This is a genomic window from Streptomyces sp. 184, from assembly GCF_045781775.1.
Lineage (GTDB): Bacteria > Actinomycetota > Actinomycetes > Streptomycetales > Streptomycetaceae > Streptomyces.
The window spans coordinates 65208-91272 of sequence record NZ_CP123230.1 but is presented as its reverse complement, the minus strand read 5'-3'; the positions used below and the strand labels follow the sequence as shown (position 1 = coordinate 91272).

7 protein-coding genes and 1 pseudogene are annotated in these 26065 nt (G+C 76.3%); all 8 read right to left on the bottom strand.

Annotation, left to right across the window (positions count from 1 at the left end; all coding sequences use genetic code 11):
- Positions 1–84: 84 nt before the first annotated feature.
- Positions 85–1002, bottom strand: coding sequence for a hypothetical protein (locus QBL21_RS00220; RefSeq protein WP_407559890.1), 918 nt, complete (start codon positions 1000–1002; stop codon positions 85–87).
- Between the two features lie 282 nt (positions 1003–1284).
- A complete protein-coding gene (locus QBL21_RS00215; protein ID WP_407559889.1) occupies positions 1285–1860 on the bottom strand; it encodes a TerD family protein in 576 nt (191 codons plus the stop codon).
- A 319-nt stretch (positions 1861–2179) separates the two neighbouring features.
- Entirely contained in the window at positions 2180–3724 is a 1545-nt protein-coding gene (locus tag QBL21_RS00210; RefSeq protein ID WP_407559888.1) for an FAD-dependent monooxygenase, read from the bottom strand.
- Complete coding sequence (locus QBL21_RS00205) at positions 3717–9632, bottom strand: alpha/beta fold hydrolase (RefSeq protein ID WP_407559887.1); 5916 nt, start codon at positions 9630–9632, stop codon at positions 3717–3719. Before QBL21_RS00205 ends, QBL21_RS00210 begins: the two co-directional genes overlap by 8 nt.
- An 8-nt stretch (positions 9633–9640) precedes the next feature.
- On the bottom strand, positions 9641–10009 hold the full coding sequence (locus QBL21_RS00200; protein ID WP_407566249.1) for a phosphopantetheine-binding protein: 369 nt from the start codon (positions 10007–10009) through the stop codon (positions 9641–9643).
- 465 nt (positions 10010–10474) lie between these two features.
- Positions 10475–10912 (bottom strand): annotated as a pseudogene (locus QBL21_RS00195) (KR domain-containing protein); the annotation flags it as partial.
- Positions 10816–19527 (bottom strand): type I polyketide synthase, encoded by an 8712-nt coding sequence (locus tag QBL21_RS00190; RefSeq protein WP_407559886.1) that lies wholly within the window; start codon positions 19525–19527, stop codon positions 10816–10818. The gene QBL21_RS00190 and the pseudogene QBL21_RS00195, both read right to left, overlap by 97 nt.
- A complete protein-coding gene (locus tag QBL21_RS00185) occupies positions 19524–26057 on the bottom strand; it encodes an SDR family NAD(P)-dependent oxidoreductase (protein WP_407566248.1) in 6534 nt (2177 codons plus the stop codon). Before QBL21_RS00185 ends, QBL21_RS00190 begins: the two co-directional genes overlap by 4 nt.
- Between the last annotated feature and the right edge of the window lie 8 nt (positions 26058–26065).

Genomic DNA, 26065 nt, shown 5'->3' with positions numbered 1-26065 from the left:
GCGACCGCGCCCCCGGCCCGGTCCTCGTCCCCGGCCGCGTCCTCGTCCCCCCGCCGCGCCCCCGCCCGGGTCCGCGTCCCCGGCTCAGCCGCGGGCCAGCTCCGCCAGCGCCGCTTCCTTCTCCGCCACCCGCGCCAGCAGCTCTTCGGCGATCTCCTCCAGCAGCCGGTCCGGGTCGTCGGGCGCCAGCTTCAGCATCTGGCCGATCGCGCCCTCCTCCAACTGCTTCGCGACCGACACCAGCAGCTCCTTGCGCTGCGCCAGCCACTCCAGCCGCGCGTACAGCTCCTCGGCGCGGCTGCGCCGGGGCTCCTCGGGTACGGGCCCGGCCTCCCACTCCGCCTTGAGCGCGGTCAGCGCCTCGACGTCCCCGGAGGCGTACGCGGTGTTGACCCGGGCGATGAACGCGCTGCGCCGGTCCGACTCGTGCTCGTCCTGCGCGAGGTCGGGGTGGGCCATGCGGGCCAGCTCGCGGTAGATCCGGCGGGCCTCCTCGCTGGGCCGCACCCGCGGCGGCGGCGAGACGGGCCGGCCGGTGAGCATGTCGGCCGCCTCCGGCGAGAGCCCGTCGGAGTCGAGCCAGCCGCCGAACAGTTCCTCGACGCCGGGCATCGGCATCACCAGCGCCCGCAACTCGTCGGCGCGGCGCTTGTCCTCGGGGTCGCCGGTCCGCTCGGCCCGGGCCTCGGCGATGAGGGCGTCCAGCTCGTCGAGCCGGCTGTACATGGGGCCGAGGCGCTGGTGGTGCAGGCGGGAGAAGTTGTCGACCTCGATACGGAACGTCTCGACGGCCACCTCGAACTCGATGAGGGCCTGCTCCGCGGCCCGTACGGCGCGCTCCAGCCGCGCGGCACCACCGCCGTCGCCCCCGTCACCGCCCCCGTCACCACCGCCGTCGCCGTCCGCGCCCTCGGCGTGCTCGCCGCCGCCGGTGGACCCGTCGGCGCGCGCGTGCTCGTCGTCGTGGGGCGTCTGCTCGTCGCGTTCCGCGGGTTCCGTCACCCCGTCAGCGTACGGGGTGGGCCCCGGCGCCGGACGGCCAGTTCCGCGAGGTGTGGCCCGCCGCATACGGCCCGCGCCCCGGCGCCGCCGCCCAGGGGACGTAACGGCCGCGTAGACGCCCCGGAAACGCCCCGGAGACGGCCAGGAAAGGGCCCTCGAAACGGCGAGACCGGCGACGGCTCAGCCGTCGCCGGTCCACTGACCGGGCAGGGCGGGAGGACCACGGGCCCGGGGGCCCGCGGGTCCACCGCCTCAAGAGCCGTTACCGGCTCGGATGGTGACTCAGACGTTGACGCCGAAGTCCTGCGCGATCCCGCGCAGGCCCGAGGCGTAGCCCTGGCCCACGGCGCGGAACTTCCACTCGGCCCCGTTGCGGTACAGCTCGCCGAAGACCATGGCGGTCTCGGTCGAGGCGTCCTCGCTGAGGTCGTAGCGGGCGATCTCGTTGTTGTCGGCCTGGTTGACGACGCGGATGAACGCGTTGCGCACCTGGCCGAAGCTCTGCTGGCGGCTCTCGGCCTCGTAGATCGAGACCGGGAAGGTGATCTTGTCGATCTCGGCGGGCACGCCCGCCAGGTTCACCTTCACCTGCTCGTCGTCGCCCTCGCCTTCACCGGTGAGGTTGTCGCCGGTGTGCTCGACGGAGCCGTCAGGGCTCTTGAGGTTGTTGAAGAAGATGAAGTGCTGGTCGGAGGAGACCTTCCCGTCGGCGCCCAGCAGCAGCGCGCTGGCGTCGAGGTCGAAGTCCGCACCGGTGGTGGAACGCACATCCCAGCCGAGACCGACGACGACGGCCGTGAGCCCCGGCGCCTCCTTCGTCAGCGAGACGTTTCCACCCTTAGCGAGGCTGACACCCATGACTTACCCTGCCCCAATCCGGCGCGGGCCGCGCCGCTTGACGAACATTGCTGGGCCCGGCTGACCGTGGCACCCACTGGTGCAACGAGCACCCCGGGACCCCGGTTCCCGCCAGCGTACGGCGACGAATCGGACCTCGTGCCCTCGGGTCTACCACCTTCGCCGATCGCCCCGGAACCCCCCGGGCGGCGCGTTACGCCGACCGGGCGTTTCACGTGAAACAAGACCCCGGCTGCCCGGCCGGGGCCCGTCGTGCCCCCCAATCGTTGCATAGCTCGCTGACCAGCGCTTTCCAGCCGTACGAGGAACTGCGAACCCGTCAGCGACCGGCGACGATCCGCGCGAGCGGCCCCTCGATCGCGGCGAGCTGCGGCGCGTCCTTGCCGGACGCGGCGACGAACCCGTCCGGACGCAGCAGCAGCCAGCCCGTCCTGCGGTGGCTGACATGGCCGTACGTGAGCACGTCCGGATGGGCGGCGGCCAGGCGCTCGGCGGCCGGCCGCAGCGCGGCGGCGTCGCCGGGGCCCAGCGTGAGGAGGCGGAAGCCCTCCTGCCCGGGGCCGGCCGCCGGGACCCACGCGGGCGTACGGGTGCCGGGGGCCGGCAGTCCGCGGGGCGGCTTGGGCGCGGGAGCGCCGAAGAGCACGTCGGGGTAGCGGGTCAACCTGCCCGCCAGCATGGGCGCGTACCAGCGGCGCAGCGTGCCCGTGGCCTGCATCAGGGCCCACACCCCGTTGCGTACGCGGGAGGCGAACGGCCCGGCGGCGGCCTGCCGGATCATGCGGCCCGTGGTCTGGACGACCTGCTCGGCGACGGCGCGCCGCTCGATGGTGTAGCTGTCGAGCACCGCCGGGGACAGGGTGCCCTGGATGACGCCGGCGAGCTTCCAGGCCAGGTTGCGGCCGTCCTGGATGCCGAGGTTGAGCCCCTGCCCGCCGACGACGGAGTGGACGTGGGCGGCGTCACCGGCGAGGAACGCGCGGCCGGAGCGCAGCGTCCTGGCGATCCGCTCCTGGCTGGTGAACGAGTCGATGGAGGTGGCGGAGACGTAGCGCAGCCCGGCGGGGGCGCGCTCGTCGAGCATCTGCTGCACGGCCTCCCGCGTCATCGGCATGTCGGGCGCGACCGGGCCGGAGATACGGACCAGGCCGCCCGGCAGCGGCGACAGCAGCACGGCGCCCTTGTGGCCGAGGAAGTACTGCACCGCGTCCCGCCCGAAGTCGCCGGTCACCTCCCCCTCGGCCAGCACGAACGTCATCGGCACGCTGCCGCCCTCGAACGGGATGCCGAGCTTCTGCCGCACCGTGCTGCCGACGCCGTCGGCGCCGATCAGCCAGGGGGCCGTGATCGTCTCCGTCGCGCCGTCGGGGCCCTCGGTGGCGAGGGTGACCGTGTCGTCGGCGGTGCTGACGTCGGTGACGCGGACCCCGTACTCGACCCGGCCGCCGAGCTTCTCCAGCACGCCCAGCAGCAGTTGGGTGGTCTCCTGCTGCGGCAGCACCAGCGGTTCGTTGGCCTTGCCCAGCGCGACGCGGAGCGTCTTGCCGTCGGGCATGTGGTACGCGAGGGCGGCGGGCCGCACGCCGCGCGCCTGCGCGTCGTCGAGCATGCCGAGCCCGTCGAGTACGTCGAGCGTCGGCGGCCACAGCAGGACGGCCCGGGAGCCGGTGTGCGGCTCGCTGTCGGCCTCCAGCAGCCGGGTCGGCACGCCGAGCCGCAGCAGCTCGCAGGCGATCACCAGCCCGCACGGGCCGGCGCCGACCACGACGACGGGGTCACCGGCGGACTCCGCCGTGCGGTCCTGGTTTTGGCCGTGGTCTGGGCCGTGGTCCTGGTTCTGGTCGTGGTCCTGGTCGTTACTCATCTTCGGTTCTCCAGACGTTGCTCAGCCATGCGCTCACGGCGGCGGCGGTCGTCGCGGCGTGGTCCTCGATCAGAGTGAAGTGGTCGCCCGGTACGACGACCTCGGTGTGCGGCAGAGGCCACGGCACGGGCCGGGCCGGGATCGGCCGTTCCGCCGCGGCCAGCAGCGTGGGCACGTCGGCCGGCTCCGGGCGCAGGGTGTGCAGCAGTTCCAGATAGCGGCCCATCGCGGTGAGCCGGGTGTCGTCGATGACGTCCATCCGCGCGGCGACCCCGCCGAGCAGCTCCGGGTGGTCCGCCGGGCTGTACTCGGTCAGCGGCCGGCTGTCGATCAGCACCACCGCCGACGCCCCCAGCCGCTCCGCGAGGGCGTGCGCGAGCAGCCCGCCGGAGGAGTAGCCGACGAGGGCGAACGGCTCGTCGCCCGTAGCGCCCGTAGCGCGGGCGGCGGTGGCGGTGGCGGCCAGGGCGTCGAGCAGCGCCGGCAGGCCCGCGGGCAGCGGCTCGCCGGCGCGGAAGCCTGGCAGGTGCAGCGCCGTCACCCGGTGGCCGTCGCCGCGCAGCGCGGCGGCGAGCCGCGCGAACTGGTGGGGTCCGGACGCCGCCAGCGCGCTGGGCAGCGCGACCAGGCGCGGCCCGGTGCCCTCGGCGGTGAGCGGGACGGGCGCGGGGAGCGCGCCCGGGTCGTCCGGGCCGGTGAACGCCGTACGGAACGAGGCCGCCGTGCCCAGCATCCCGATGAACTCCCGCGACCGCCCCTGCGCCAGCGCCTCCGCGAACATCGCGGGCAGGAAGCCGCCGCCCGTGTCGTACGAACCGGGCGGGCCGGCCGACTCCGACGGGGCGGACGGGCCCGTGGGGGAGGGGGACAGGTCGGCGTACAACTGCTCGGTGAGCGCGGCCAGGTCGGGGTTGCGCGTGAGGACGGCAGCCGGGAGGCGGGCGCCGGTGGCGCTGTTGAGCCGATTACGGAGCTCGACGGTGGTCAGCGAGTCGAAGCCCAGCTCCAGCAGCCCCCGGTCGGCCAGCGCCGCGGGGTCGGCGTGGCCGAGGACGGCGGCCACCTCGGCCCTGACCAGGTCGGCGAGCAGCGCGCGCAGCTCGTCGCCGGTGGCGTCCGCCAGCCGCTGCCGCGGCCCGGTGCCGGCGGAGCCTGCGGCGCCTTCGCGGCCTGCGGGTCGTACGGGAGTGTCGGGAACCAGCTCGGCGAGCAGGGCGCCGGGGCGGGCCGCGCCGTAGGCGGCGGCGAACCGCTCCCGGTCGATCTCCGCCACCACCGCGCCCGGCTCGCCCTCGTCGACGGCCCAGCGCAGGCCGTGGAGCATCCGCGCGGGGTCGAGCGCGCCGAGACCGGCCCGCGCGAACCGCTGCTCCCCCTGTCCGGCGCCGCTCCACGGCCCCCAGGCGACGGACGTCGCCGCCGGGGCGGGGGCCGCGGTCCGCAGCGCCTCGGCCTGGGCCTCGACGTGCGCGCAGCCGGCCGCGTACGCGCCCTGGCCGACGCCCCCGAAGGTCGCGGCGACGGACGAGAAGCACACCACCGCCTCCAGCGGGACGTCCGCCAACTCGGCCAGCAGCGCGCCGACTTCCCCGGCCGCCGCCAGGCTCTCCGACAGCCGCGCCGGGGTGAGCCGGTCGATCGGCACGTCGCCGGGCGCGGCGCCGGTGTGCACGACGGCGGTGAGCGGCTGGCCCGGCGGCAGGGCGGCCAGCACCTCGTCGCGGGTGGGGCGGGTGCCGAGTGCGGTGGCCGGGACCCCGGCGGCGGCCAGCTCAGCCGCCTCCTCGTCGGTACGGGCGCGGGTGCCGCCGGCCAGCAGCACGTGCGCCGCGCCCTCGGCGGCGAGCAGCCGCGCCACGGCGCCGCGGGGGGTGCCGTCGGCACCGGCGACGAGCACGGCGCCGCGCGGCTGCCAGGGACGCTTGGCGGGGGCCGCGGGGCGGGGTCGGGGGCGGTCGGGGCCGGGCTGGTCAGAGTCGGGTCGGCCGGGGCGGGCGCGGACGAGGCGGCGTACGAACGCTCCCTCGGGGCGTACCGCCACCTCGTCCTCGCGCCCCGCGCCGCCTTCGGCGAGCGCGAGGGCGTCGGCCAGCCCGGACCACGCGCCCTCCGGCGGCCCGCCGTCGTTCGGTGCGCCGTCCTGGGACGCACGGTCCTGGGGTGTTCCGTCCTTCGCGGCACCGTCCTTCGCGGCACCGTCCCGCGCGCCACCGTCCTTCGTGGCGTCGTCCCCCATGGCGCCGTCCCCCGCGCCGCCATCCCCCGCGGCGCCGTCCTGGGGCGCGCCGTTCTCCGACAGGGCCTCCTCCCGTGCGTCCCGCTCCTGCGCGTCCCGCGGCAGGTCCACCAACCCGCCCCACTGGCCCGGCTGTTCGTGGCCGATCGACCGGCTCAGTCCCCAGACCGCCGCCTGGTCCGGCCGGGGGGCGGCGTCCTCCCGGTCTGCCGCCACCGCGCCCCTGGTCACCACCCACAGCGGGGCGTCGAGTGCCGCGTCGGCGAGGCCCTGCGCAAGCGCCAGGGTCGCGGTCGTGCCGCGGGTGAGGTGGGGCAGGGCGGGAGCCGGAGCGTCGTCGAGGGCCAGCAGCGACAGGACGCCCGCCGCGCCCTCCGGGGCGGCCTCGCGCAGGTGCCCGGCCAGCGGTCCGCGCTCGGCCGTGGCGGTGTCCACCTCCAGCAGCCGGCAGCGCGCGCCGCGCTCGGTCAACGCCCGTACGGCGGCGCCGGATTCTCCGGCGGCGCCGGCGGGGGCGACGATCAGCCAGTCGCCGTCGATACGCGCCGCGTCCCCCGGCTGCGAAGCCGCGCGCCAGACCACCCGGTACCGCAGCCGTTCCTGTGCGGCGCTCTCCTGCCCCCGGGTCCGCCATTCGGCGAGCGCCGGCAGCACGGCGTCCAGCGCGTCCGGTGCCACGCCGACGGCCTTCGCCAGGGTCCCGGCGTCGCGCTGCTGCACCTGGTCCCAGAACCAGTCGTCCGGCCCGGTCCGGTCCGTCTGCCCCGCCCGGCCCGTCCCCTGCGCCGCCGGGGCGAGCCAGAACCGCTCGCGGTGGAAGGGGTAGGTGGGCAGTTCGCGGCGGCGGGCGCCGGTGCCCGCGAACAGCTCCGGCCACGCGACCGGCAGCCCGGCCGCGTACGCCTCCCCCAGCGCGGTGAGGAAGCGGCCGGCGCCGCCATCGTCGCGTCGCAGGGAGCCGAGCACCGCCGCGCCCGGCCCGCCCGGACCCTCCGCTTCGAGGACTTCCTGCACCGCCGCCGTGAGCACCGGGTGGGCGCCCACCTCGACGAACGCCCGGTGCCCCGCGGCGGCCAGGCCGCCCACCGCCGCTCCGAAGCGGACGGTGCTCCGCGCGTTGCGGTACCAGTACTCGGCGTCCAGGCCCGCGGTGTCGAAGGGCTCCCCGGTGGCCGTCGAGACGAACCGGATCCGCCCGCGCCGCGGCGCGATGTCCCGCCAGCCCGCGAGCAGCCGGGCGCGGAGCGGTTCGATCTGCGGCGAGTGCGCGGCGAAGTCCACCCGTACTCTGCGGGCGTCCACGTCCTCGTCCGCGAGTGCGGCCAGCAGTTCGTCCAGCGCCCCGGTCTCCCCCGAGACCACGACCCCGGCGGGGCCGTTGACGGCCGCGACCGTCAGCCGCCCGGCCCAGGGCGCGAGCCGGTCGGCCGCGGCGTCCTCGGGCAGCGGTACGACGGCCATGCCGCCCTGCCCCGCGAGGGTGTGCAGCACGGCGCCCCGGTGGGCGATGACGGCGGCGCCGTCCTCCAGCGAGAGCCCGCCCGCGACGACGGCCGCGGCGATCTCGCCCTGCGAGTGGCCCACGACGGCCGCGGGCCGCACCCCGCACGCCTGCCACAGCTCAGCGAGCGCCACGGCCACGGCCCACTGCGCGGGCTGGACCACGTCGGCCCGGTCCAGCTCGGGGCCCTCGGCGTGCCGGAGTACGTCGCCGAGTGACCAGTCCACGTGCGGCGCCAGCGCCTTTTCGCAGGCGGCGATGTGCTCGGCGAACACCGGTGAGCCGTCGAGGAGTTCGCGGCCCATGCCGGCCCAGTGGGAGCCGCCGCCGCCGAAGAGGAACACCGGCCCTGCGGCGTCGGCGCCTTCCGGCCGCGCCCGGCCCCGTACGACACCGGCCGCCGAACGCCCCTCTGCCAGCGCGCGCAGCCCTTGCGCGAAGCCGTCCGCGTCGGCGGCGGTGACCACCGCCCGGTGCGGGAACGGCCGTCGGCCGGTGGCGAGGGTGAAGCCGGTGTCCAGCACCGCGGCCGGCCCGGGGGGCGGCTCGGCCGGGGGTGCGGCGGTGAGGTGGGCGTGGAGGCGGGCGGCCTGGGCGCGCAGGTCTTCTTCGGTACGGGCCGACAGCGGCCACGGCGTCGCCGGCCCGGCGCCGCCGCCGACCACGAGCGGCGCCCGGCCGCCCGCACCGCCGCCGCCGCCCGCAGGCTCCGGCCCAGCCTCCTCCAGGGCCTCCGACAGGGCCTCCGACAGGGCCTCCGCGGGCGCCTCTTCGACGATCAGGTGCGCGTTGGTGCCGCTGACCCCGAACGCCGACACCCCCGCCCGGCGCGGCCGGTCCGACCCCGGCCACTCCCGGGGTTCCGTGAGCAGCCGCACCTCCCCCGCCGCCCAGTCGACGTGCGGCGTCGGCTCGTCCACGTGGAGGGTGGCGGGCAACTGCCCGTGGCGTAGCGACTGGACCATCTTGATGATGCCGGCGACTCCGGCCGCCGCCGCCGTGTGGCCGAAGTTCGACTTCAACGAGCCGAGCCACAGCGGCCGTTCCGCCGCCCGCCCCTTGCCGTACGTGGCCAGCAGCGCCTGCGCCTCGATGGGGTCGCCGAGCCGGGTGCCGGTGCCGTGCGCCTCGACCGCGTCGACCTCCCCCGGCGCCAGCCCGGCGGCGGCGAGGGCGGCGCGGATGACGCGCTGCTGCGAGGGCCCGTTGGGGGCGGACAGGCCGTTGCTGGCGCCGTCCTGGTTGACGGCCGAGCCGCGGATCACGGCGAGCACCGGGTGGCCGTTGCGCCGCGCGTCGGACAGCCGCTCCAGCAGCAGCATCCCCACGCCCTCGCCCCACGCGGTGCCGTCCGCCGCCGCCGCGAAGGACTTGCAGCGCCCGTCCGGCGCCAGCCCCCGCTGCCGACTGAACTCCACGAACCCCGCGGGCGTCGCCAGCACCGTCACCCCGCCCGCGAGCGCCAGGTCGCACTCCCCCGCGCGCAGCGACCCCACCGCGACGTGCGTGCTCACCAGCGACGACGAACAGGCGGTGTCCACCGTCAGCGCCGGACCCTCCAGACCCAGGGTGTACGAGAGCCGCCCGGACAGCACGCTCGCGGCGTTGCCGGTCATCACGTAGCCCTCGACGCGGTCGGCGGTCGTCGTCGTGAGCATCCCGTAGTCCTGGCCGCTGGTGCCGACGAAGACGCCGGTGCGGCTGCCCGCGAGGGACGAGACGTCGATCCCCGCCCGCTCGACGGCCTCCCACGCCGTCTCCAGCGAGAGCCGCTGCTGCGGGTCCATGGCCAGGGCCTCGCGCGGCGAGATGCCGAAGAACTCGGCGTCGAAGTCCCCCGCGTCGTACAGGAATCCGCCGTGCCGGACGTAGCTGGTGCCCGGGTGGTCGGGGTCGGGGTGGTACAGGCCGTCCAGGTCCCAGCCGCGGTCCGCGGGGAACCCGCCGACCGCGTCCCGCCCCGCGGCCAGCAGCTCCCACAACTCCTGCGGCGTCGCGACCCCGCCGGGGAAGCGGCAGGCCATGCCGACGACGGCGATCGGCTCCCGCTCGCGCAGGTCGGCCCGCCGCAGCCGGCGCAGCGCCTCGTGCAGGTCGACGGTCACGCGCTCCAGGTAGTCCCGGAGGCGCGTCTCGTTGCCTGCGTTCGTCGTGTCCGCGGTGTGCGCCATGGCGGTCCTCATTGCTGGCCGCGGCCGGGCCCGAAGGCGCCCAGCCGCTCGTCGATGAACGCGAACAACTCGTCGTCGGTGAACCGCGCCACGGCCCGCGCGACCTCCGGACGCGAGTCGTACGCGGGGTCGTAGCCCGTCACGTCGAAGCCCGTCGCGTCGAGGCCCGTCGCGTCGTGGCCGGGCTCCGGCGTCTCCGCCCCGGCCGCGCCCGGCAGTTCGCCGCCCAGGAACTCGGCGACGGCCGCGGGCGTCGGGTGGTCGAAGACGAGCGTCGTGGGCAGCCGCAGGCCGGTCGTCTCGCCGAGCCGGTTGCGCAGCGAGACGGCGGCCAGGGAGTCGAACCCGAGGTCCTGGAACGGGCGGTACGGGTCCACCGCCTCGGCGCCGGGATGGCCGAGCACCTCGGCGGCGGCCGTTCGCACCAGCGTCAGCAGCTCCGCCCGGCGCTCGTCCGGGTCGAGCCCGGCCAGGCGTGCGACGAGGGCGGAACCGCCGCCGTCGACCGCCGCCTCCGCGCCCCCGGCGGTGTCCTCGCCGCCGCCCAGGGCCCCGGCCGCCTCGGGCAGGGCGGCGAGGAGGGGGCTGGGGCGTACCGCGGCGAACACGGGCGCGAGGCGGGCCCAGTCGACATCCGCGACGGCGACGAACGTCTCGTCGTGGTCGAGCGCCTGCTGCAACGCGGCGAGCGCCAACGGCGTCGGCAGCCCGCCGAGGCCGCGCCGTACGAGCTGCGCCTGCCGGTCCGTGTCGACGGCGCCGTCCGGCGCGCCGACCGACACGTCCGCCCACGGCCCCCAGGCCAGCGACGTCGCCGGCAGTCCGGCGGCACGCCGGGCGTGCGCGAGGGCGTCGAGCGACGCGACGCCCGCGGCGTGGGCGCCCTGGCCCGCGCTGCCCCACACGCCGGCGACGGAGGAGAAGAGGACGAACGCGGTCGGGGCCAGGTCGAGTTCGAGGGTCAGCTCGTGGAGCAGGCGGGCGCCTCCGGCGCGTACGGACAGGACGTCGGCGAGGTCGCCGGGGGTCAGGTCGGCCAGCGGGGACCAGGTGTCCGCCTCGGCGGTGTGGACGACGGTGGCCAGGGGCCGGTCCGGCGGCAGGGAGGTCAGAAGGGCGCGTACGGACGCGCGGTCGCGGAGGTCGGCGTCGGCGAGGGTGACGGCACCGGCGCCCAAGGCGGTCAGCTCGGCGGTGAGTTCGGCGGCCTGTTGCGCGGCAAGTCCCCCGCCGTCCGCCTCGGTGCCCGGCGGGCGGGTGAGCACGAGGTGGTCGGCTCCGGCGCGGGCGAGATGACGCGCGACGAGCAGCCCCGTGCCCGTCGTACCGCCGGTGACGAGGGAGACGTCCCGGAAGTGGTACGTGCCCGGGGGTGGGCCGGCGTGCGGTGCGCGGGTGAGGCGGGGGACGTACGCGGCGTCGTCGCGGATGGCGAGTTGGGTCTCGTGGGTGCGGTGCGCGGTCGCGAGGTGCCGGACGAGGCGGGCGTAGTGCTCGGGGCGGGGCGCGCGGGGCAGGTCGACGAGGCCGCCGACGTGCTCGGGGTGTTCGAGCGCGGCGACCCGGCCGAGGCCCCAGGCGGCGGCCTGGCCGGGGTCGGGCGGGGCGTCGCCGGGGCGGTGTGGACGGCGCGGGTGGTGAGGGTCCAGAGAGGAGCGGGGACGGGCTGCTGCGGGCGGCGGAAGTGGCGAAGGGTGGACACGGGGCCGGGGTCGAGGTCGAGCACGCCTGCCAGCCCGGGGTGGTCGGGGTCGACGGTGGTGGCGGCACCGGCGCTTTCGAGCGCGGCGACCAGGTCGGCGGGCGGGGGCGCGTCGGGTGGGGCGAGGAGCAGCCAGGTGCCGGCGAGGGCGGGGGCGGGCGCGGTCGGGGGGTCGTGGGGCTGCCAGGTGAGGGCGTAGCGCCAGGAGTTGAGGGTGTCGCGGGTGGTGGTGGCCTCGGCGGGGGCGAGCCAGTGGTGTTGGTGCTGGAAGGGGTAGGTGGGCAGGTCGGTGAGGCGGGCGGTGGGGAGGAGCGCGGACCAGGCGGGGGTGGCGGCGTGGTGGGTGTGGAGGGTGGCCAGGGCGGTGAGGAGGGTGTGGCGCTGGTCGCTGGTGCGGCGCTGGAGCGGGACGGTGAGGCTCGGGGTGTCGGTGTCGGTGAGGCATTCGGTGGCGAGCGTGGTGAGCGCGGAGTCCGGTCCCGTCTCCACGTACGTCGTCACACCCTCGGCGCGTAGAGCGTCGAGGGCGTCGGAGAACCGGACCGGCTCGCGGACCTGACGCACCCAGTACTCCGGGTCCACCAGACGGTCCTGGTCTCCGGCCATCGGTATCCGCGGAGGGTGGAACGTCAGGGTGCGGACGACCTCGCGGAACGGGGCCAGCATCCCGTCCATCAGCGGGGAGTGGAACGCATGGCTCACGTGCAGCTCACGCGCACGGAACCCCTCGGCCACCGCGCGTGCCTCGGCCGCGTCACCGGAGATGACGGTGGCGGTCGGGCTGTTGACCGCCGCGATCGTCACGCCCTCGGTGAGGTGGGGAGCGACCTCCTCCGCCGAGGCCCGCAGAGAGATCATCACGCCGGTGGTGGGCATCTCCTGCATGAGGCGGGCGCGGGTGGCGACCAGCAGGGCCGCGTCCGCGAGATCGAGCACACCCGCGCAGTGGGCGGCGGCCACCTCGCCGATGGAGTGACCGGCCAGGTGGTCGGGAACCACACCCCACTTCTCCAGCACCCGGAAGAGAGCGACTTCGAGGGCGAAGAGCGCGGGCTGCGCGTACCGGGTCCGGCCCAGCACCTCCGCCTCCGCGTCGAACATCACCTCGCGCAGCGGACGGTCGAGATGCGCATCGAGTGCGGCCGTCACCTCGTCCAGCGCCTCGGCGAAGGCGGGGAACCCGGCGTACAGATCCCGGCCCATGCCCGGGAACTGGCTGCCCTGCCCCGTGAACAGGTAGGCCAGCTTGCCCGCCGCGGGCGCCTGGGCCGGGCCGGTGATCAGGCGGGGGTGGGAGCCGCCCTCGGCGAGGGCGGTCAGCGCCGCCGGGTCGGCGTCCAGGACGACGGCGCGATGCTGGTGGGCGGCCCGGGCCGTCGCCAGCGTGTACGCGACGTCGGCGGCGCGGAGACCGGGCTGCGCGGCCAGGTGGCGCCCGAGGCCGGCGGCCTGCGCCACCAACGCGCCCGGCGACTTCGCCGACAGCGGCCAGAGCACGGCGGCCCCGGGGCGTACGGGCTGCGCGTCCTCCCCGCTCTCCTGTGGCTCGTCCGGGGACTGCTCCAGGATCACGTGCGCGTTCGTCCCGCTGATGCCGAACGACGAGACCGCCGCCCGCCGCGGGCGGGCCGCCTCCGGCCACGCGCGCGACTCGGTCAGCAGCCGTACCGCACCCGACTCCCAGTCGACATGCGGCGTCGGTTCGTCCGCGTGCAGCGTCTCCGGCAGTTCGCCGTGACGCATCGCCTCGACCATCTTGATGATGCCCGCGACACCGGCGGCGGCCTGCGCGTGCCCGATGTTGGACTTGACCGACCCCAGCCACACCGGCCGGTCGGCGGAACGCCCCTGCCCGTACGTCGCGAGCAGCGCCTCCGCCTCGATCGGGTCGCCCAGCTCCGTGCCCGTGCCGTGGGCCTCCACCGCGTCGATGTCCCCGGCTGTCAGCCGGGCGTTGTCGAGTGCGGCGCGGATGACGCGCTGCTGGGACGGCCCGTTGGGCGCGGTCAGCCCGTTGCTCGCACCGTCCTGGTTGACCGCCGAGCCGCGGACGACCGCCAGCACCCGGTGCCCGTTGCGCCGGGCCACCGACAGCCGCTCGACCACCAGCACGCCGACGCCCTCGGCCCAGCCCGTACCGTCCGCGCCCGCAGCGAACGACTTGCACCGCCCGTCGGGGGCCAGCCCGCGCTGCCGGCTGAACTCCACGAACGTCCCCGGGCTCGCCATCACCGTGACCCCGCCCGCCAGCGCCATCTCGCACTCGCCCGTACGCAGCGACTGCGCCGCCAGATGCAGCGCCACCAGCGACGACGAACACGCCGTGTCCACCGTCACCGCAGGCCCTTCGAGCCCGAACGCGTACGACACCCGACCCGACGCCACACTGCCGGTGTTGCCCGTGCCCACGTAGCCCGCGACCTCGTCCGGCAGCTCCGGGAGCCAGGCGGCGTAGTCGTGGTACATCAGGCCCGTGAAGACGCCGGTGCGGCTGCCGCGTACCGACGCCGGGTCGATCCCGGCCCGCTCGAACGCCTCCCAGCTCGTCTCCAGCAGCAGCCGCTGCTGCGGGTCCATGGCAAGCGCCTCGCGCGGCGAGATGCCGAAGAAGTCCGCGTCGAAGTCGCCCGCGTCGTGCAGGAATCCGCCGTGCCGTGCGTAGCTGGTGCCGGGGTGGTCGGGGTCGGGGTGGAAGAGGGTGTGCAGGCCCCAGCCGCGGTTGGTGGGGAAGCCGCTGACGGCGTCCCGGCCCGCGGCGACGAGCTGCCACAGCTCCTCCGGCGAGGTGACGCCGCCGGGGTAGCGGCAGGCCATGCCCACGATGGCGAGCGGTTCGTTGTCGACGGCCGCCGGAGGCGGTGGGGCGGTGGGCGCGGAATCGGCGCGGTCGCCGAGGAGTTCGGTGCCGAGGTGGTCGGCGAGGGCCCGGGGGTCGGGGTAGTCGAAGATCAGGGTGGCGGGCAGGCGGCGGCCGACGGTCTCGGCGAGGCGGTTGCGCAGATGCACGGCCGTCAGGGAGTCGAAGCCGAGGTCCTTGAAGCCGCGGGTGGGCTCGATCGGGGTGGTGCGCGGATGGCCGAGTACGGCGGCCACTTCGCCCGCGACGAGGTCGAGCAGCGCCGCCTTCCGCTCCTTGGGGGCGAGCGCGGCGAGGCGGTCGGCGAGCGGCGCGCCCGCGGCCCGGGAGGCGCGGCGCGGGGCGGCGGCCGGGGCGAGGGCGCGCAGCGGTGGGGGCAGCGTCGCGTCCCGGGCGCGGGCGCGTAGGGCGGAGGGCTCGAAGCGTACGGCCGCGAGGCTCGGCGCCGGGTCGCGGATCGCGGCGTCGAAGAGGTCGAGGGCCTGCCGCGTCTCCAGCGGCAGCAGTCCGTTACGGGCCATCCGCGCGAGGTCCGCCGCCGTCAGGTGGGCGGTGATGCCGCTGGTCTCGGCCCACAGGCCCCAGGCGATCGCGCGGGTACGCGGCCGGGCGTGCGCCAGGGCGTCGAGGAAGGCGTTGGCGGCGGCGTAGTTGGCCTGGCCGGGGGTGGCCAGGGTCGAGGTGGTGGAGGAGAAGAGGACGAACGCCACGTCCGGGAGATGGGCGGTGGCCCGGTGCAGGTGGAGGGCGGCGTCGACCTTGGGCGCGAGGACCGCGTGCAGGCGGTCCGGGGTGAGGTTGGTGACCAGCGCGTCGTCCACGGCCCCGGCGGTGTGGATCACGGCGCGGAGCGGGTGGCGGGGGTCGATGCCCTCGATGAGCGCGCGGGCGGCCTGCGGCTCGGTGAGGTCGCGGGCGGTGACGGTGACGGTGGCGCCGAGGGCGGTCAGGTCGTCGCGGAGGCGGGCGGCGCGGGGGGTTTGGTCGCCCTGCCGGGAGACGAGGTGGAGGTGGCGGGTGCCGTGGTGGGTGACCAGGTGGCGGGCGACGAGGCCGGCGAGGGTGCCCGTGCCGGTGACGAGGACGGTGGCGTCGGGGTCGGCGGCCCAGTCGGCGGGGGCGCGGTCGGCGTCGGGGGGCGGGGTGTGGCGGGTCAGGCGGGGAGCGGTGAGCCGCCCGTTCCGTAGCGCCACCTGCGGCTCTCCGGCGGCCAGAGCCGTTCCTACGGAGTCCGGGGTCGGGGTCGTCCCGTCCAGGTCCAGGAGTACGAACCGGCCCGGGGACTCCGCCTCCGCGACCCGTACGAGCGCCTGCACCGGCTCCCGTACCAGCTCCGGCACGTCGTCCCCGGCCACCAGCACGAGCCGGGCGTCGCCGAGGCCGTCCGCCGCCACCCAGGACTGGACGAGGGACAGGGCGTCGGCGCAGGCCGCGTGGATCGTCTGCGCCGCGGGCTCCGGGTCGCGGGCGGGGGTGAGGGACGTGAAGACCGCGGCGGGCGGCTCGGTGCGGCCGGCCGTCACGGCGGCGGCCAGTTCGGCGAGGCCGGCGAAGACGGGCCCGTCGAAGCCGGTCCAGGGGGCGGTGCCCAGAGCCGCCCAACCACCCGTTTCCGTACGGGGGATGTCCGGGAGGGCGATCCACTCCCGGCGGTACAGCATGTCGCGGGCGGCGGCCGTGGTCGCGGTCGCGGCGCCGGGGGCCGTCGCGCGGAGGGTCAGCCGCTCCACGGTGACCACCGGCTGCCCGTCCGGGTCGGTGGCGTCGAGGGTGACCGCGTCGGGTCCCGCGGGCGTGATCCGTACGCGCAGGGTGGTGGCCCCGGCGGCGTGCAGGCGGATGCCCGCCCAGGCGAAGGGGAGACGGACCGGGGCGGCGGCCTCGGCGGCTTCGGCGGCCGGATCGGCTTCGGGGGCTTCGGTACCGACCACGAGGCCGTGCAGGGCGGCGTCGAGCAGGGCCGGGTGCACGCCGAAGGCGTCGGCGTCGGTGAAGGCGTCGGCGGGCAACTCCACGTCGGCGTAGAGCCGGTCGCCGTCGGGCGCGCGCCACAGCCGCCGGAGTCCGCGGAACGTGGGCCCGTAGTGGTAGCCGCGCCCGGTCAGCGCTTGGTAGGCGCCGGTCAGGTCCACGGCGTGGGCGCCGGCCGGCGGCCACGCGGTGTCGGCGGGGGGCGCGGGGCGGGTCTCGGGGGAAGGGAGGAGCGTGCCCTCGGCGTGGCGGGTCCACGGCGCGTCGCCGTCGCCGGCCGGGCGGGTGTGGATGCTGACGGGCCGCCGGTCGTCGGCGTCGCCCGCGCCCACGGCGACCTGGATGTCGAGCGCCCCGGTCGCCGGGACCCGCAGGGGGACGGCGAGCGTCAGCTCGTCGACGTGGCCGCCGCCGAGCTGCTGGGCCGCGTACAGCGCCAGCTCGACCATCGCGGTGCCGGGAAGGAGGACGGTGTCCGAGACGGCGTGGTCGGCGAGCCAGGGGTGGGTGTGGAGAGAGAGGCGGCCGGTGAGAACGAGGCCGTCGGCGGTGGCGTCGGCGAGTTCGACCACCGCGCCGAGGAGGGGGTGTTCGGTGGCGCCGAGGCCGGCGTGGCTGACGTCGCGGGCGGTGGAGGCGGGGGCGAGCCAGTGGTGTTGGTGCTGGAAGGGGTAGGTGGGCAGGTCGGTGAGGGGGGCTTCGGGGAGGAGCGCGTCCCAGTCGGGGGTGGCGGCGTGGTGGGTGTGGAGGGTGGCCAGGGCGGTGAGCAGGGTGGAGACCTGGTCGCGGGTACGGCGCTGGAGAGGAACCGTCAGGCTCGGGGTGTCGGTGTCGGTGTCGGTGTCAGCGTCGGTGAGGCATTCGGTGGCGAGCGTGGTCAGGGCGGAATCCGGCCCGGTCTCCACGTACGTCGTCACGCCCTCGGCGCGTAGGGCGGCAATGGCGTCGGCGAAGCGGACGGGCTCGCGGACCTGACGGACCCAGTACTCCGGGTCCACCAGACGGTCCTGGTCTCCGGCCAGGGGTATCCGCGGGGGGTGGAACGTCAGGGTGCGGACGACCTCGCGGAACGGGGCCAGCATCCCGTCCATGTGCGGGGAGTGGAACGCATGGCTGACGTGCAGCTCACGCGCACGGAACCCCTCGGCCACCGCACGGGCGGCGTCGGCATCGCCGGAAATGACCGTGGACGTGGGGCTGTTCAGCGCCGCGATCGTCACACCCTCGGTGAGATGCGGAGCGACCTCCTCCGCCGAGGCCCGCAGAGAGATCATGACGCCCGTGGCGGGCATCTCCTGCATGAGGCGAGCACGGGTCACAACCAGCAGGGCCGCATCCGCGAGATCGAGAACACCCGCGCAGTGAGCTGCCGCCACCTCCCCGATGGAATGCCCCGCCAGGTAGTCCGGCGTGACACCCCACCGCTCCAGGAGCCGGAAGAGGGCGACCTCCAGCGCGAACAGCGCGGGCTGCGCGTAGCGCGTCTGACCCAGCACCTCCGCCTCCGCAGCGAACATCACCTCACGCAGCGGACGGTCGAGATGTGGATCGACGGCCGCCGTCACCTCGTCCAGCGCCGCGGCGAACGCCGGGAAGGCCGCGTACAACTCCCGCCCCATGCCCGAAAACTGGCTGCCCTGCCCCGTGAAGAGGAACGCCGTCAGGTCCCGCGCCGAGGCGATGTGCCCCGGCCGCTCCGCCTCCCCGGCCGCCACCTCCGCGAGCCGCCGCACCAACTCGTCGCGGTCGCTCGCCAGCACCACCGCGCGGCGGTCGAGCGTCGCCCGCGTCGTCGCCAGGGAGCGGGCCAGGGACGCGAGGTCCGGCTCGTCCTGCCGCTCCTCGACGTGCTCCAGCAGCCGGGCCGCCTGGGCGCGGAGGGCGGCGTCGGACTTCGCCGACAGCGGGAGCGGGAGCAGGGCGGGGCGCGCGGGCGGCGCCGGCGGGTCCATCGGGGTGCCCGGGGCGGGGGCCGGGGCCTGTTCCAGGATCACGTGGGCGTTCGTGCCGCTGATGCCGAACGAGGACACCCCTGCCCGGCGCGGCCGGTCCGCCTCCGGCCACTCCCGCGCGTCGGTCAGCAGCGCGAGCGCGCCCGAGGACAGGTCGACGTGCGGCGTGGGCTCGTCCACGTGGAGCGTCGCGGGCAACTCCCCGTGCCGTAGCGCCTGGACCATCTTGATGATCCCCGCGACTCCCGCCGCGGCCTGCGCGTGCCCGATGTTGGACTTGACCGACCCCAGCCACACCGGCCGGTCTTCCGAACGCCCCCGCCCGTACGTCGCGAGCAGCGCCTCCGCCTCGATCGGGTCGCCCAGCGGCGTGCCCGTGCCGTGCGCCTCGACCGCGTCGACATCCCCCGCGCCGAGCCCGGCGTTGGCGAGCGCGGCGCGGATGACGCGCTGCTGGGACGGCCCGTTGGGCGCGGTCAGACCGTTGCTCGCACCGTCCTGGTTCACCGCCGAGCCGCGGACGACCGCCAGCACCGACCGGCCGTTGCGCCGGGCGTCCGACAGCCGTTCCAGGGCCAGTACGCCGACGCCCTCGGCCCACCCCGTGCCGTCCGCCGCCGCCGCGAACGACTTGCACCGCCCGTCCGGCGCCAGCCCCCGCTGCCGGCTGAACTCCACGAAGACGCCCGGGCTCGTCATCACCGCCACGCCGCCCACCAGCGCCGTCCCGCACTCCCCGGCGCGCAGCGCGTTCACCGCCAGGTGCAGCGCGACCAGGGACGACGAGCACGCGGTGTCGACGGTCACCGAGGGCCCTTCGAGCCCGAAGACGTACGAGACCCGCCCCGACTGCACGCTCGCGGCGATGCCGGTCAGGCGGTGGCCCGCCACGTCCGGCACGGTCTCGTGCAGCGCGGGGCCGTAGTCCTGGCGTACGCCGCCCACGAAGACGCCCGTACGGCTGCCGCGCAGCGACGACGGGTCGATGCCCGCCCGCTCGAACGCCTCCCAGCTCGTCTCCAACAGCAGCCGCTGCTGCGGATCCATCGCCAGCGCCTCACGCGGCGAGATGCCGAACAGTTCGGCGTCGAAGTCCCCCGCGCCGTCGAGGAATCCGCCCTCGCGTACGTAACAGGTGCCCGGCTTGTCCGGGTCGGGGTCGTGCAGGGCGTCGAGGTCCCAGCCGCGATCGGTGGGGAACGCGGTCACCGCGTCGCGGCCGGCGGCCACCAGGTCCCACAGCTCCTCCGGCGAGCCGACGCCGCCGGGGAAGCGGCAGGCCATGCTGACGATCGCGATCGGCTCGCGCGCGGCCTCGGTCAGCCGCTGGTTCTCGCGCTTGAGCTGCTTGCCTTCGCGCAGCGACTTGCGCAGGGCCTCGACGAGGCTTTCGGTCGACGGTGCGTTGCTCATCGCGTCTCACCCGGGTCGGAGTCGGCGTCGGCGTCGCCCAGGGCCATGTCGATGAGGCTCTGGACGTCCAGGGAGTCCAAGTCGACGTCGTCCGTCTCGTCCGTCCCGCCCGTCTCCTCGGGCGGTGCGGGCGGCGGCGCCTGGTCGTTCGCCGCCAGCGCGAGCAGCGCGTCGAGCAGCCCGGCCTCGCGGAGCCGCGCCGGGGACAGGCGCGCCAGCGCGTCGCGCACGGCCGCCGTCTCGTCGGCGCCCGGGGGCGCGTCGGCGGTCCGCTCCGCGAGGGCGGACGTCAGGAGTCCGGTGAGGTGGTCCGCCAGCGCGTACGGCGTGGGCTGGTCGAAGAGCAGCCCGGCCGGGAGCCTGAGGCCCGTCGCCCGTGCGAGCCGGTTGCGCAGCTCGACGGAGGTCAGCGAGTCGAAGCCCAGCTCCGCGAACGCCGCGTCCGGCGCCAGCGCCCCGGCGTCCGCGTGCCCGAGCACCGCGGCCGACTCGCGGCACACCAGGTCGAGTACGGCGTTCCGCCGCTCGGCGCCGGTCGCGCCGGCGAGGCGCTGCGCGAGGGTTCCGGCCGCGGCCGGCGCACCCTCCCGGCGCGGCCCGCGTACGGGCCGGCCCCCGCCCGACGTGCCCCGCACCAACCCGCGCAGCAGCGGCGGCACGTCGTCCCCCCGCCCGCGCAGCGCCGCCGGGTCCAGCTTGACCGGCAGCGACACCGCCTCCGTGACGCCCAGCGCCGCGTCGAACAGCCGCAGTCCCTCCGCCGCCGACAGCGCCCCGGACCCCGCCCGCGCCAGCCGCGCCCGGTCCGCCTCGCCCAGAGCGGCGTTCATCCCGCCCGGCTGGTCCCACAGCCCCCACGCCAGCGACACCGCCGGCAGCCCGCGGGCCCGCCGGTGCCGGGCGAGGGCGTCGAGGAAGGCGTTCGCCGCCGCGTAGTTGGCCTGCCCCGGCGAGCCCAGCGTGCCGGACGCCGACGAGAAGAGTGCGAACAGCGCCAGGTCGGCGTCCCGCGTCAGCTCGTGCAGCGCCCACGCCGCGTCGACCTTCGGCGCGAAGACGCTACGCAGCCGCGCCGCCGTCATCGACGCGAGCACCCCGTCGTCCAGCACGCCCGCCGCGTGCACGACGCCGGTCAGCGGATGCGCCGCCGGCACGCCGGCGAGCAGCCCGGCCAGCGCGTCCCGGTCGGCCACGTCGCAGGCGGCGACGGTGACGGCGGCACCCAGGTCCGCCAGTTCCGCGACGAGTGCGGCCATGCCGGGTGCCGCCGCGCCCCGCCGGCCGGTGAGGAGCAGGTGGCGTATCCCGTACGCGCCGACGAGGTGGCGGGCGATCAGCCCGCCCAGCGCCCCGGTGGCGCCGGTGACCAGCACCGTGCCGTCCGGGTCCGGCGGGCGCGGCACGGTGAGCGCGACCTTCCCGCGGTGCCGGGCCTGGCTCAGGTGGCGGAACGCCTCGGGTGCGTCGCGTACGTCCCAGACCGTCAACGGCGGCAGCGTGAGCGCGCCTTGGCCGAAGAGGCCCATCACCTCGGCGAGCATCTCGGCGATGCGCGCGGCGCCCGCGTCCATCAGGTCGTACGCCGCGTACTCCACGCCGGGATGCGCGGCGCGTACCGCATCCGCGTCCCTGATGTCCGTCTTGCCCATCTCCAGGAACCGGCCGCCGGGCCGCAGCAGCCGGAGCGAGGCATCGACGTAGTCGTGGGCGAGCGAGTTGAGCACCACGTCGATGCCGCCGCCCGCGTCGCGGAAGGCTGCCTCGAAGTCGAGGGTGCGGGACGAGGCCACGTGGTCGGCCGGCAGCCCCAGCGCGCGCAGCGCAGGCTGCTTGCCGGGGCTCGCCGTGCCGTACACCTCGGCGCCCAGGTGCCGGGCGAGCTGCACGGCCGCCGTGCCGACGCCCCCGGCCGCCGCGTGCACCAGCACCGACTGGCCGGGCTTGAGGGCGCCGAGGTCCACCAGGCCGTAGTAGGCGGTGAGGTAGACGACGGGGACGGTCGCTGCCTGCGCGAAGGTCCAGTCGCGGGGCATGGGCGCCAGGAGCCGCCGGTCGGCCGTCGCGAGGGGGCCGATCGCGCCCCGTGCCATCCCGAACACCCGGTCCCCGGGCGCCAGGTCGGTGACGTCGGGCGCGGTCTCGACCACGATCCCGGCGGCTTCGCCGCCGATGGCCACCTCGCCCGGGTACATGCCGAGGGCGCCCAGCGCGTCGCGGAAGTTCAGCCCGGCGGCGCGTACGGACAGCCTGACGTGGCCCGGCGGCAGCGGCGCGGTCGCCTCGGGGGCGGGCAGCAGCGCCAGGTTGTCCAGCGAGCCGGGCTCGGTCACGTCGAGCCGCCACGCCTCGGTGTCGTCGCGCGGAACGAGCGCGGGGGCGGCGGCGCGGGCGAGGCGGGCGGCGAGCGGTGCCCCGGCGCGCACGGCGAGTTGCGGCTCGCCGGAGGCGACGGCCCGCGGCAGGGCGCGCAACGACTCGGCGGTGCCGTCGGTGTCGACGAGGACCAGCCGCCCGGGGTGCTCCGCCGCCGCGGCGCAGGCGAGCCCGCGGGCGGTGGCGGCGGCGAGGTCGGGGTCCTCGTCGGCGGCGACGGCCACGGCGCGGCGGGTGAGGACGACGAGGCGGGTGGCGGCGAGGCGTTCGTCGGCCAGCCACGCGTTGATCGTGTCCAGCGTGCGCACGGCGACGGTGTGCGCGGCGGCCGGGGCGGGCCCGGGGGCGTCGTCGGTGGCGACGGGGAGGACGAGGACGTCGGGGGGTTCGGGCAGGACGGCTGCGTCGAGCGCGGGTACGGGCCGGGCGGCGGGCAGCGCGGCGAGCAGGTCGTCGTTGCCGGAGCCGAGTACGGCCCAGGTCGCGGCGCTGTCGGTCGCGGCGCTGTCGGTTGCGGCGCTGTCGGTCGGGTCGGCGGCGGGGAGCGGCGTCCACGTGAGGCGGTGGAGCGACTCGTCCGGTGCGAGGGCGAGGGGGCGTAGCAGCAACGTCCCCACGGAGACGACGGCCTGGCCGGTCTCCGGGTCGGTGGCGTCGACCCTGACGGCGTGGGCGCCGGTGGGGACGATACGTACCCGAAGGGCGCCCGCCTGCGGGCGGTGGACGTGCACGTCCGTCCAACTGAACGGCAGGAACCCGGTGCCGTCCCGCTCGTCCCCGGTGAGGGCCACGGCGTGGAGAGCGGCGTCGAAGAGGGCGGGGTGCAGCGTGAACTGCCCGGCGCCGGGGGTGGCGCCGGTGTCCGCGGCGGTGTCGGGCAGGGCGACGTCGGCGTAGACCTCGTCGCCGTGGCGCCAGGCGGCGTGCAGGCCGCGGAACGCGGGGCCGTAGCGCAGACCGGCGGCGTCGAGGCGCGCGTACAGCTCGTCCGGCGGTACGGGCGTGGCGCCGGCCGGGGGCCCGGCGTGGGCGGGGGTCGGGGCGGGGGCCGCCGCAGTCTCCGCCGCGGTGCCGTGGGCGTGGCGGGTCCAGGGCGAGCCGTGGCCGCCGTCGTCGCCGGCGGGGCGGGAGTGGACGGCGACCTCGGCGCCCTCGACGGTCACCTGAAGCTCGACGGCGCCGGTGGCCGGGATCGCCAGGGGCGCGGTGAGGACGAGTTCGTCCAGCGCGGTGCGCCCGGTGTGGCGGGCGGCGTGGAGGGCGAGTTCGAGGAACGCGGTGCCGGGGAGCAGGACGGAGTCCGCCACGGCGTGGTCGGCGAGCCAGGGGTGGGTGCGCAGGGAGAGCGTGCCCGCGAAGACCGTCGCGCCGTCGCGGTCGGCGAGTTCGACGGCGGGGCCGACCAGCGGGTGGTGGCCGGCGGTCGCGGAGGCGGGGGGCGCGTCGAGCCAGAGGCGTTGGCGCTGGAAGGGGTAGGTGGGCAGGTCGGTGAGGCGGGCGGTGGGGAGGAGGGTGCCCCAGGCGGGGGTGGCGGCGTGGTGGGTGTGGAGGGTGGCCAGGGCGGTGAGCAGGGTGGGGGCCTGGTCGCGGGTGCGGCGCTGGAGCGGGACGGTGAGGCTGGGGGCGTCGGCGTCGGCGTCGGTGTCGGTGTCGGTGAGGCATTCCGTCGCGAGGGTGGCGAGCGCGGCGTCGGGTCCCGTCTCCACGTACGTCGTCACGCCCTCGGCGCGTAGGACGTCGATGGCGTCGGCGAAGCGGACGGGCTCGCGGACCTGACGGACCCAGTACTCCGGGTCCACCAGGCTGGCCGGGTCTCCGGCCAGGGGTATCCGCGGGGGGTGGAACGTCAGGGTGCGGACGACCTCGCGGAACGGGGCCAGCATCCCGTCCATGTGCGGGGAGTGGAACGCATGGCTGACGTGCAGCTCACGCGCACGGAACCCCTCGGCCACCACACGGGCCTCGGCCGCGTCACCGGAAATGACCGTGGACGTGGGGCTGTTCAGCGCCGCGATCGTCACACCCTCGGTGAGATGCGGAGCGACCTCCTCCTCGGACGCACGCAGCGAGATCATCACGCCGGTGGCGGGCATCTCCTGCATGAGGCGGGCGCGGGTGGCGACCAGCAGGGCCGCATCCCCAAGATCGAGCACACCCGCGCAGTGAGCTGCCGCCACCTCGCCGATGGAATGGCCCGCCAGGTAGTCCGGTGTGACGCCCCAGTGGTCGAGGAGCCGGAAGAGGGCGACCTCCAGCGCGAACAGCGCGGGCTGCGCGTAGCGCGTCTGCGCCAGCACCTCGGCTTCCGCGGCGAACATCACCTCACGCAGCGGACGGTCGAGATGTGGATCGACGGCCGCCGTCACCTCGTCCAGCGCCGCGGTGAAGGCCGGGAACCGGACATACAAGTCCCGCCCCATGCCCGGGTACTGGCTGCCCTGGCCCGTAAAGAGGAACGCCAGCTTGCCGGCCGCGGGAGCAGGGTCGGGGCCGGTGACGAGACGGGGGTGATCCGCGCCCTCGGCCAGCGCGGTGAGCGCCGTGGGGTCGGCGTCCAGGACCACGGCGCGGTGCCGGTGCCCGGCCCGGGAGGTGGCGAGGGTGTGGGCGACGTCGGCGGGGTCCAGATCCGGGTGGCGCTCGACGTACGCCGCCAGCCGCGCGCCCTGCGCGGCCAGCGCGCCCGGCGTCTTCGCCGACAGCGGCCACAGCACCGCCCCGGGACGCGAAGCCGGCGCGTCCTCGGCGTCCTCCTGTGGGTCCTCCGGGGCTTGTTCCAGGATCACGTGCGCGTTCGTGCCGCTGATACCGAACGACGAGACCGCCGCCCGCCGCGGCCGGTCCGTCTCCGGCCACCGCCGCGCCTGCGTCAGCAGCCGTACCGCACCCGACTCCCAGTCGACGTGCGGCGTCGGCTCGTCCACGTGCAGCGTCGCGGGCAACTCCCCGTGCCGCATCGCCTCGACCATCTTGATGATCCCCGCGACTCCCGCCGCCGCCTGGGCGTGCCCGATGTTCGACTTCACCGACCCCAGCCACACCGGCCGGTCTTCCGAACGCCCCCGCCCGTACGTCGCGAGCAGCGCCTCCGCCTCGATCGGGTCGCCCAGCTCCGTACCCGTACCGTGCGCCTCGACCGCGTCGACGTCCGACTCCGCCAGCCCGGCGTTGACGAGCGCGTCGAGGATGACGCGCTGCTGCGACGGCCCGTTGGGTACGGTGAGCCCGCTGCTCGCGCCGTCCTGGTTGACCGCCGAGCCGCGCACCACCCCCAGCACGGTCCGCCCGTGCCGCCGCGCGTCCGACAGCCGCTCCAGCAGCAGCAGCCCCGCGCCCTCCGCCCAGCCCGCGCCGTCCGCCGCCGCCGCGAACGACTTGCACCGGCCGTCCGGCGCCAGCCCCCGCTGCCTGCTGAACTCCACGAAGGTGTCCGGCGTCGCCATCACCGACACCCCGCCCGCCAGCGCGAGACCGCACTCCCCGAGCCGCAGCGCGTTCACCGCCAGATGCACGGCCACCAGCGACGACGAGCACGCCGTGTCGACCGTCACCGCCGGGCCCTCAAGCCCGAGCGTGTACGCCACCCGCCCCGTCGCGACGCTGCCCGCGCTGCCGCTGCCGACGTACCCCTCCAGGTCGGCGGGCAGCTCCGGCAGCCGCGAGCCGTAGTCGTGGTACATCAGGCCGGCGAAGACGCCGGTGCGGCTGCCGCGCAGCGACGCCGGGTCGATGCCGGCCCGTTCGCACGCCTCCCAGCTCGTCTCCAGCAGCAGCCGCTGCTGCGGGTCCATGGCAAGGGCCTCGCGCGGCGAGATGCCGAAGAAGGCGGGGTCGAAGTCGGCGACGTCGGGCAGGAATCCGCCGCTTCTTGTGTACGTCGTGCCGCTGCGCTCCGGGTCCGGGTCGTACAGCGCGTCGAGATCCCAGCCGCGGTCGGTCGGGAACGGGCCGACGGCGTCGCCGCCCCGGGCCACCAGGTCCCACAGCTCCTCCGGCGTGCCGGCCCCGCCCGGGAAGCGGCAGGCCATGCCGACGACCGCGATCGGCTCGCGCACCCGGTCCTCGGCCTCGCGCAGCCGTTGCCGGGCGTCCTGGGCGTCGGCGATGGCCCGCTTCAGGTAGTCGCGGAGCTTCGCCTCGTTCTGGGGACCGCTCACCGGTCCCG

Excerpts from the sequence above, each read along its gene's own strand:
- QBL21_RS00215 (WP_407559889.1), bottom strand. The coding sequence starts at position 1,860 with ATGGGTGTCAGCCTCGCTAAGGGTGGAAACGTCTCGCTGACGAAGGAG.
- QBL21_RS00210 (WP_407559888.1), bottom strand. The coding sequence starts at position 3,724 with ATGAGTAACGACCAGGACCACGACCAGAACCAGGACCACGGCCCAGAC.
- QBL21_RS00205 (WP_407559887.1), bottom strand. The coding sequence starts at position 9,632 with ATGGCGCACACCGCGGACACGACGAACGCAGGCAACGAGACGCGCCTC.
- QBL21_RS00190 (WP_407559886.1), bottom strand. The coding sequence starts at position 19,527 with ATGAGCAACGCACCGTCGACCGAAAGCCTCGTCGAGGCCCTGCGCAAG.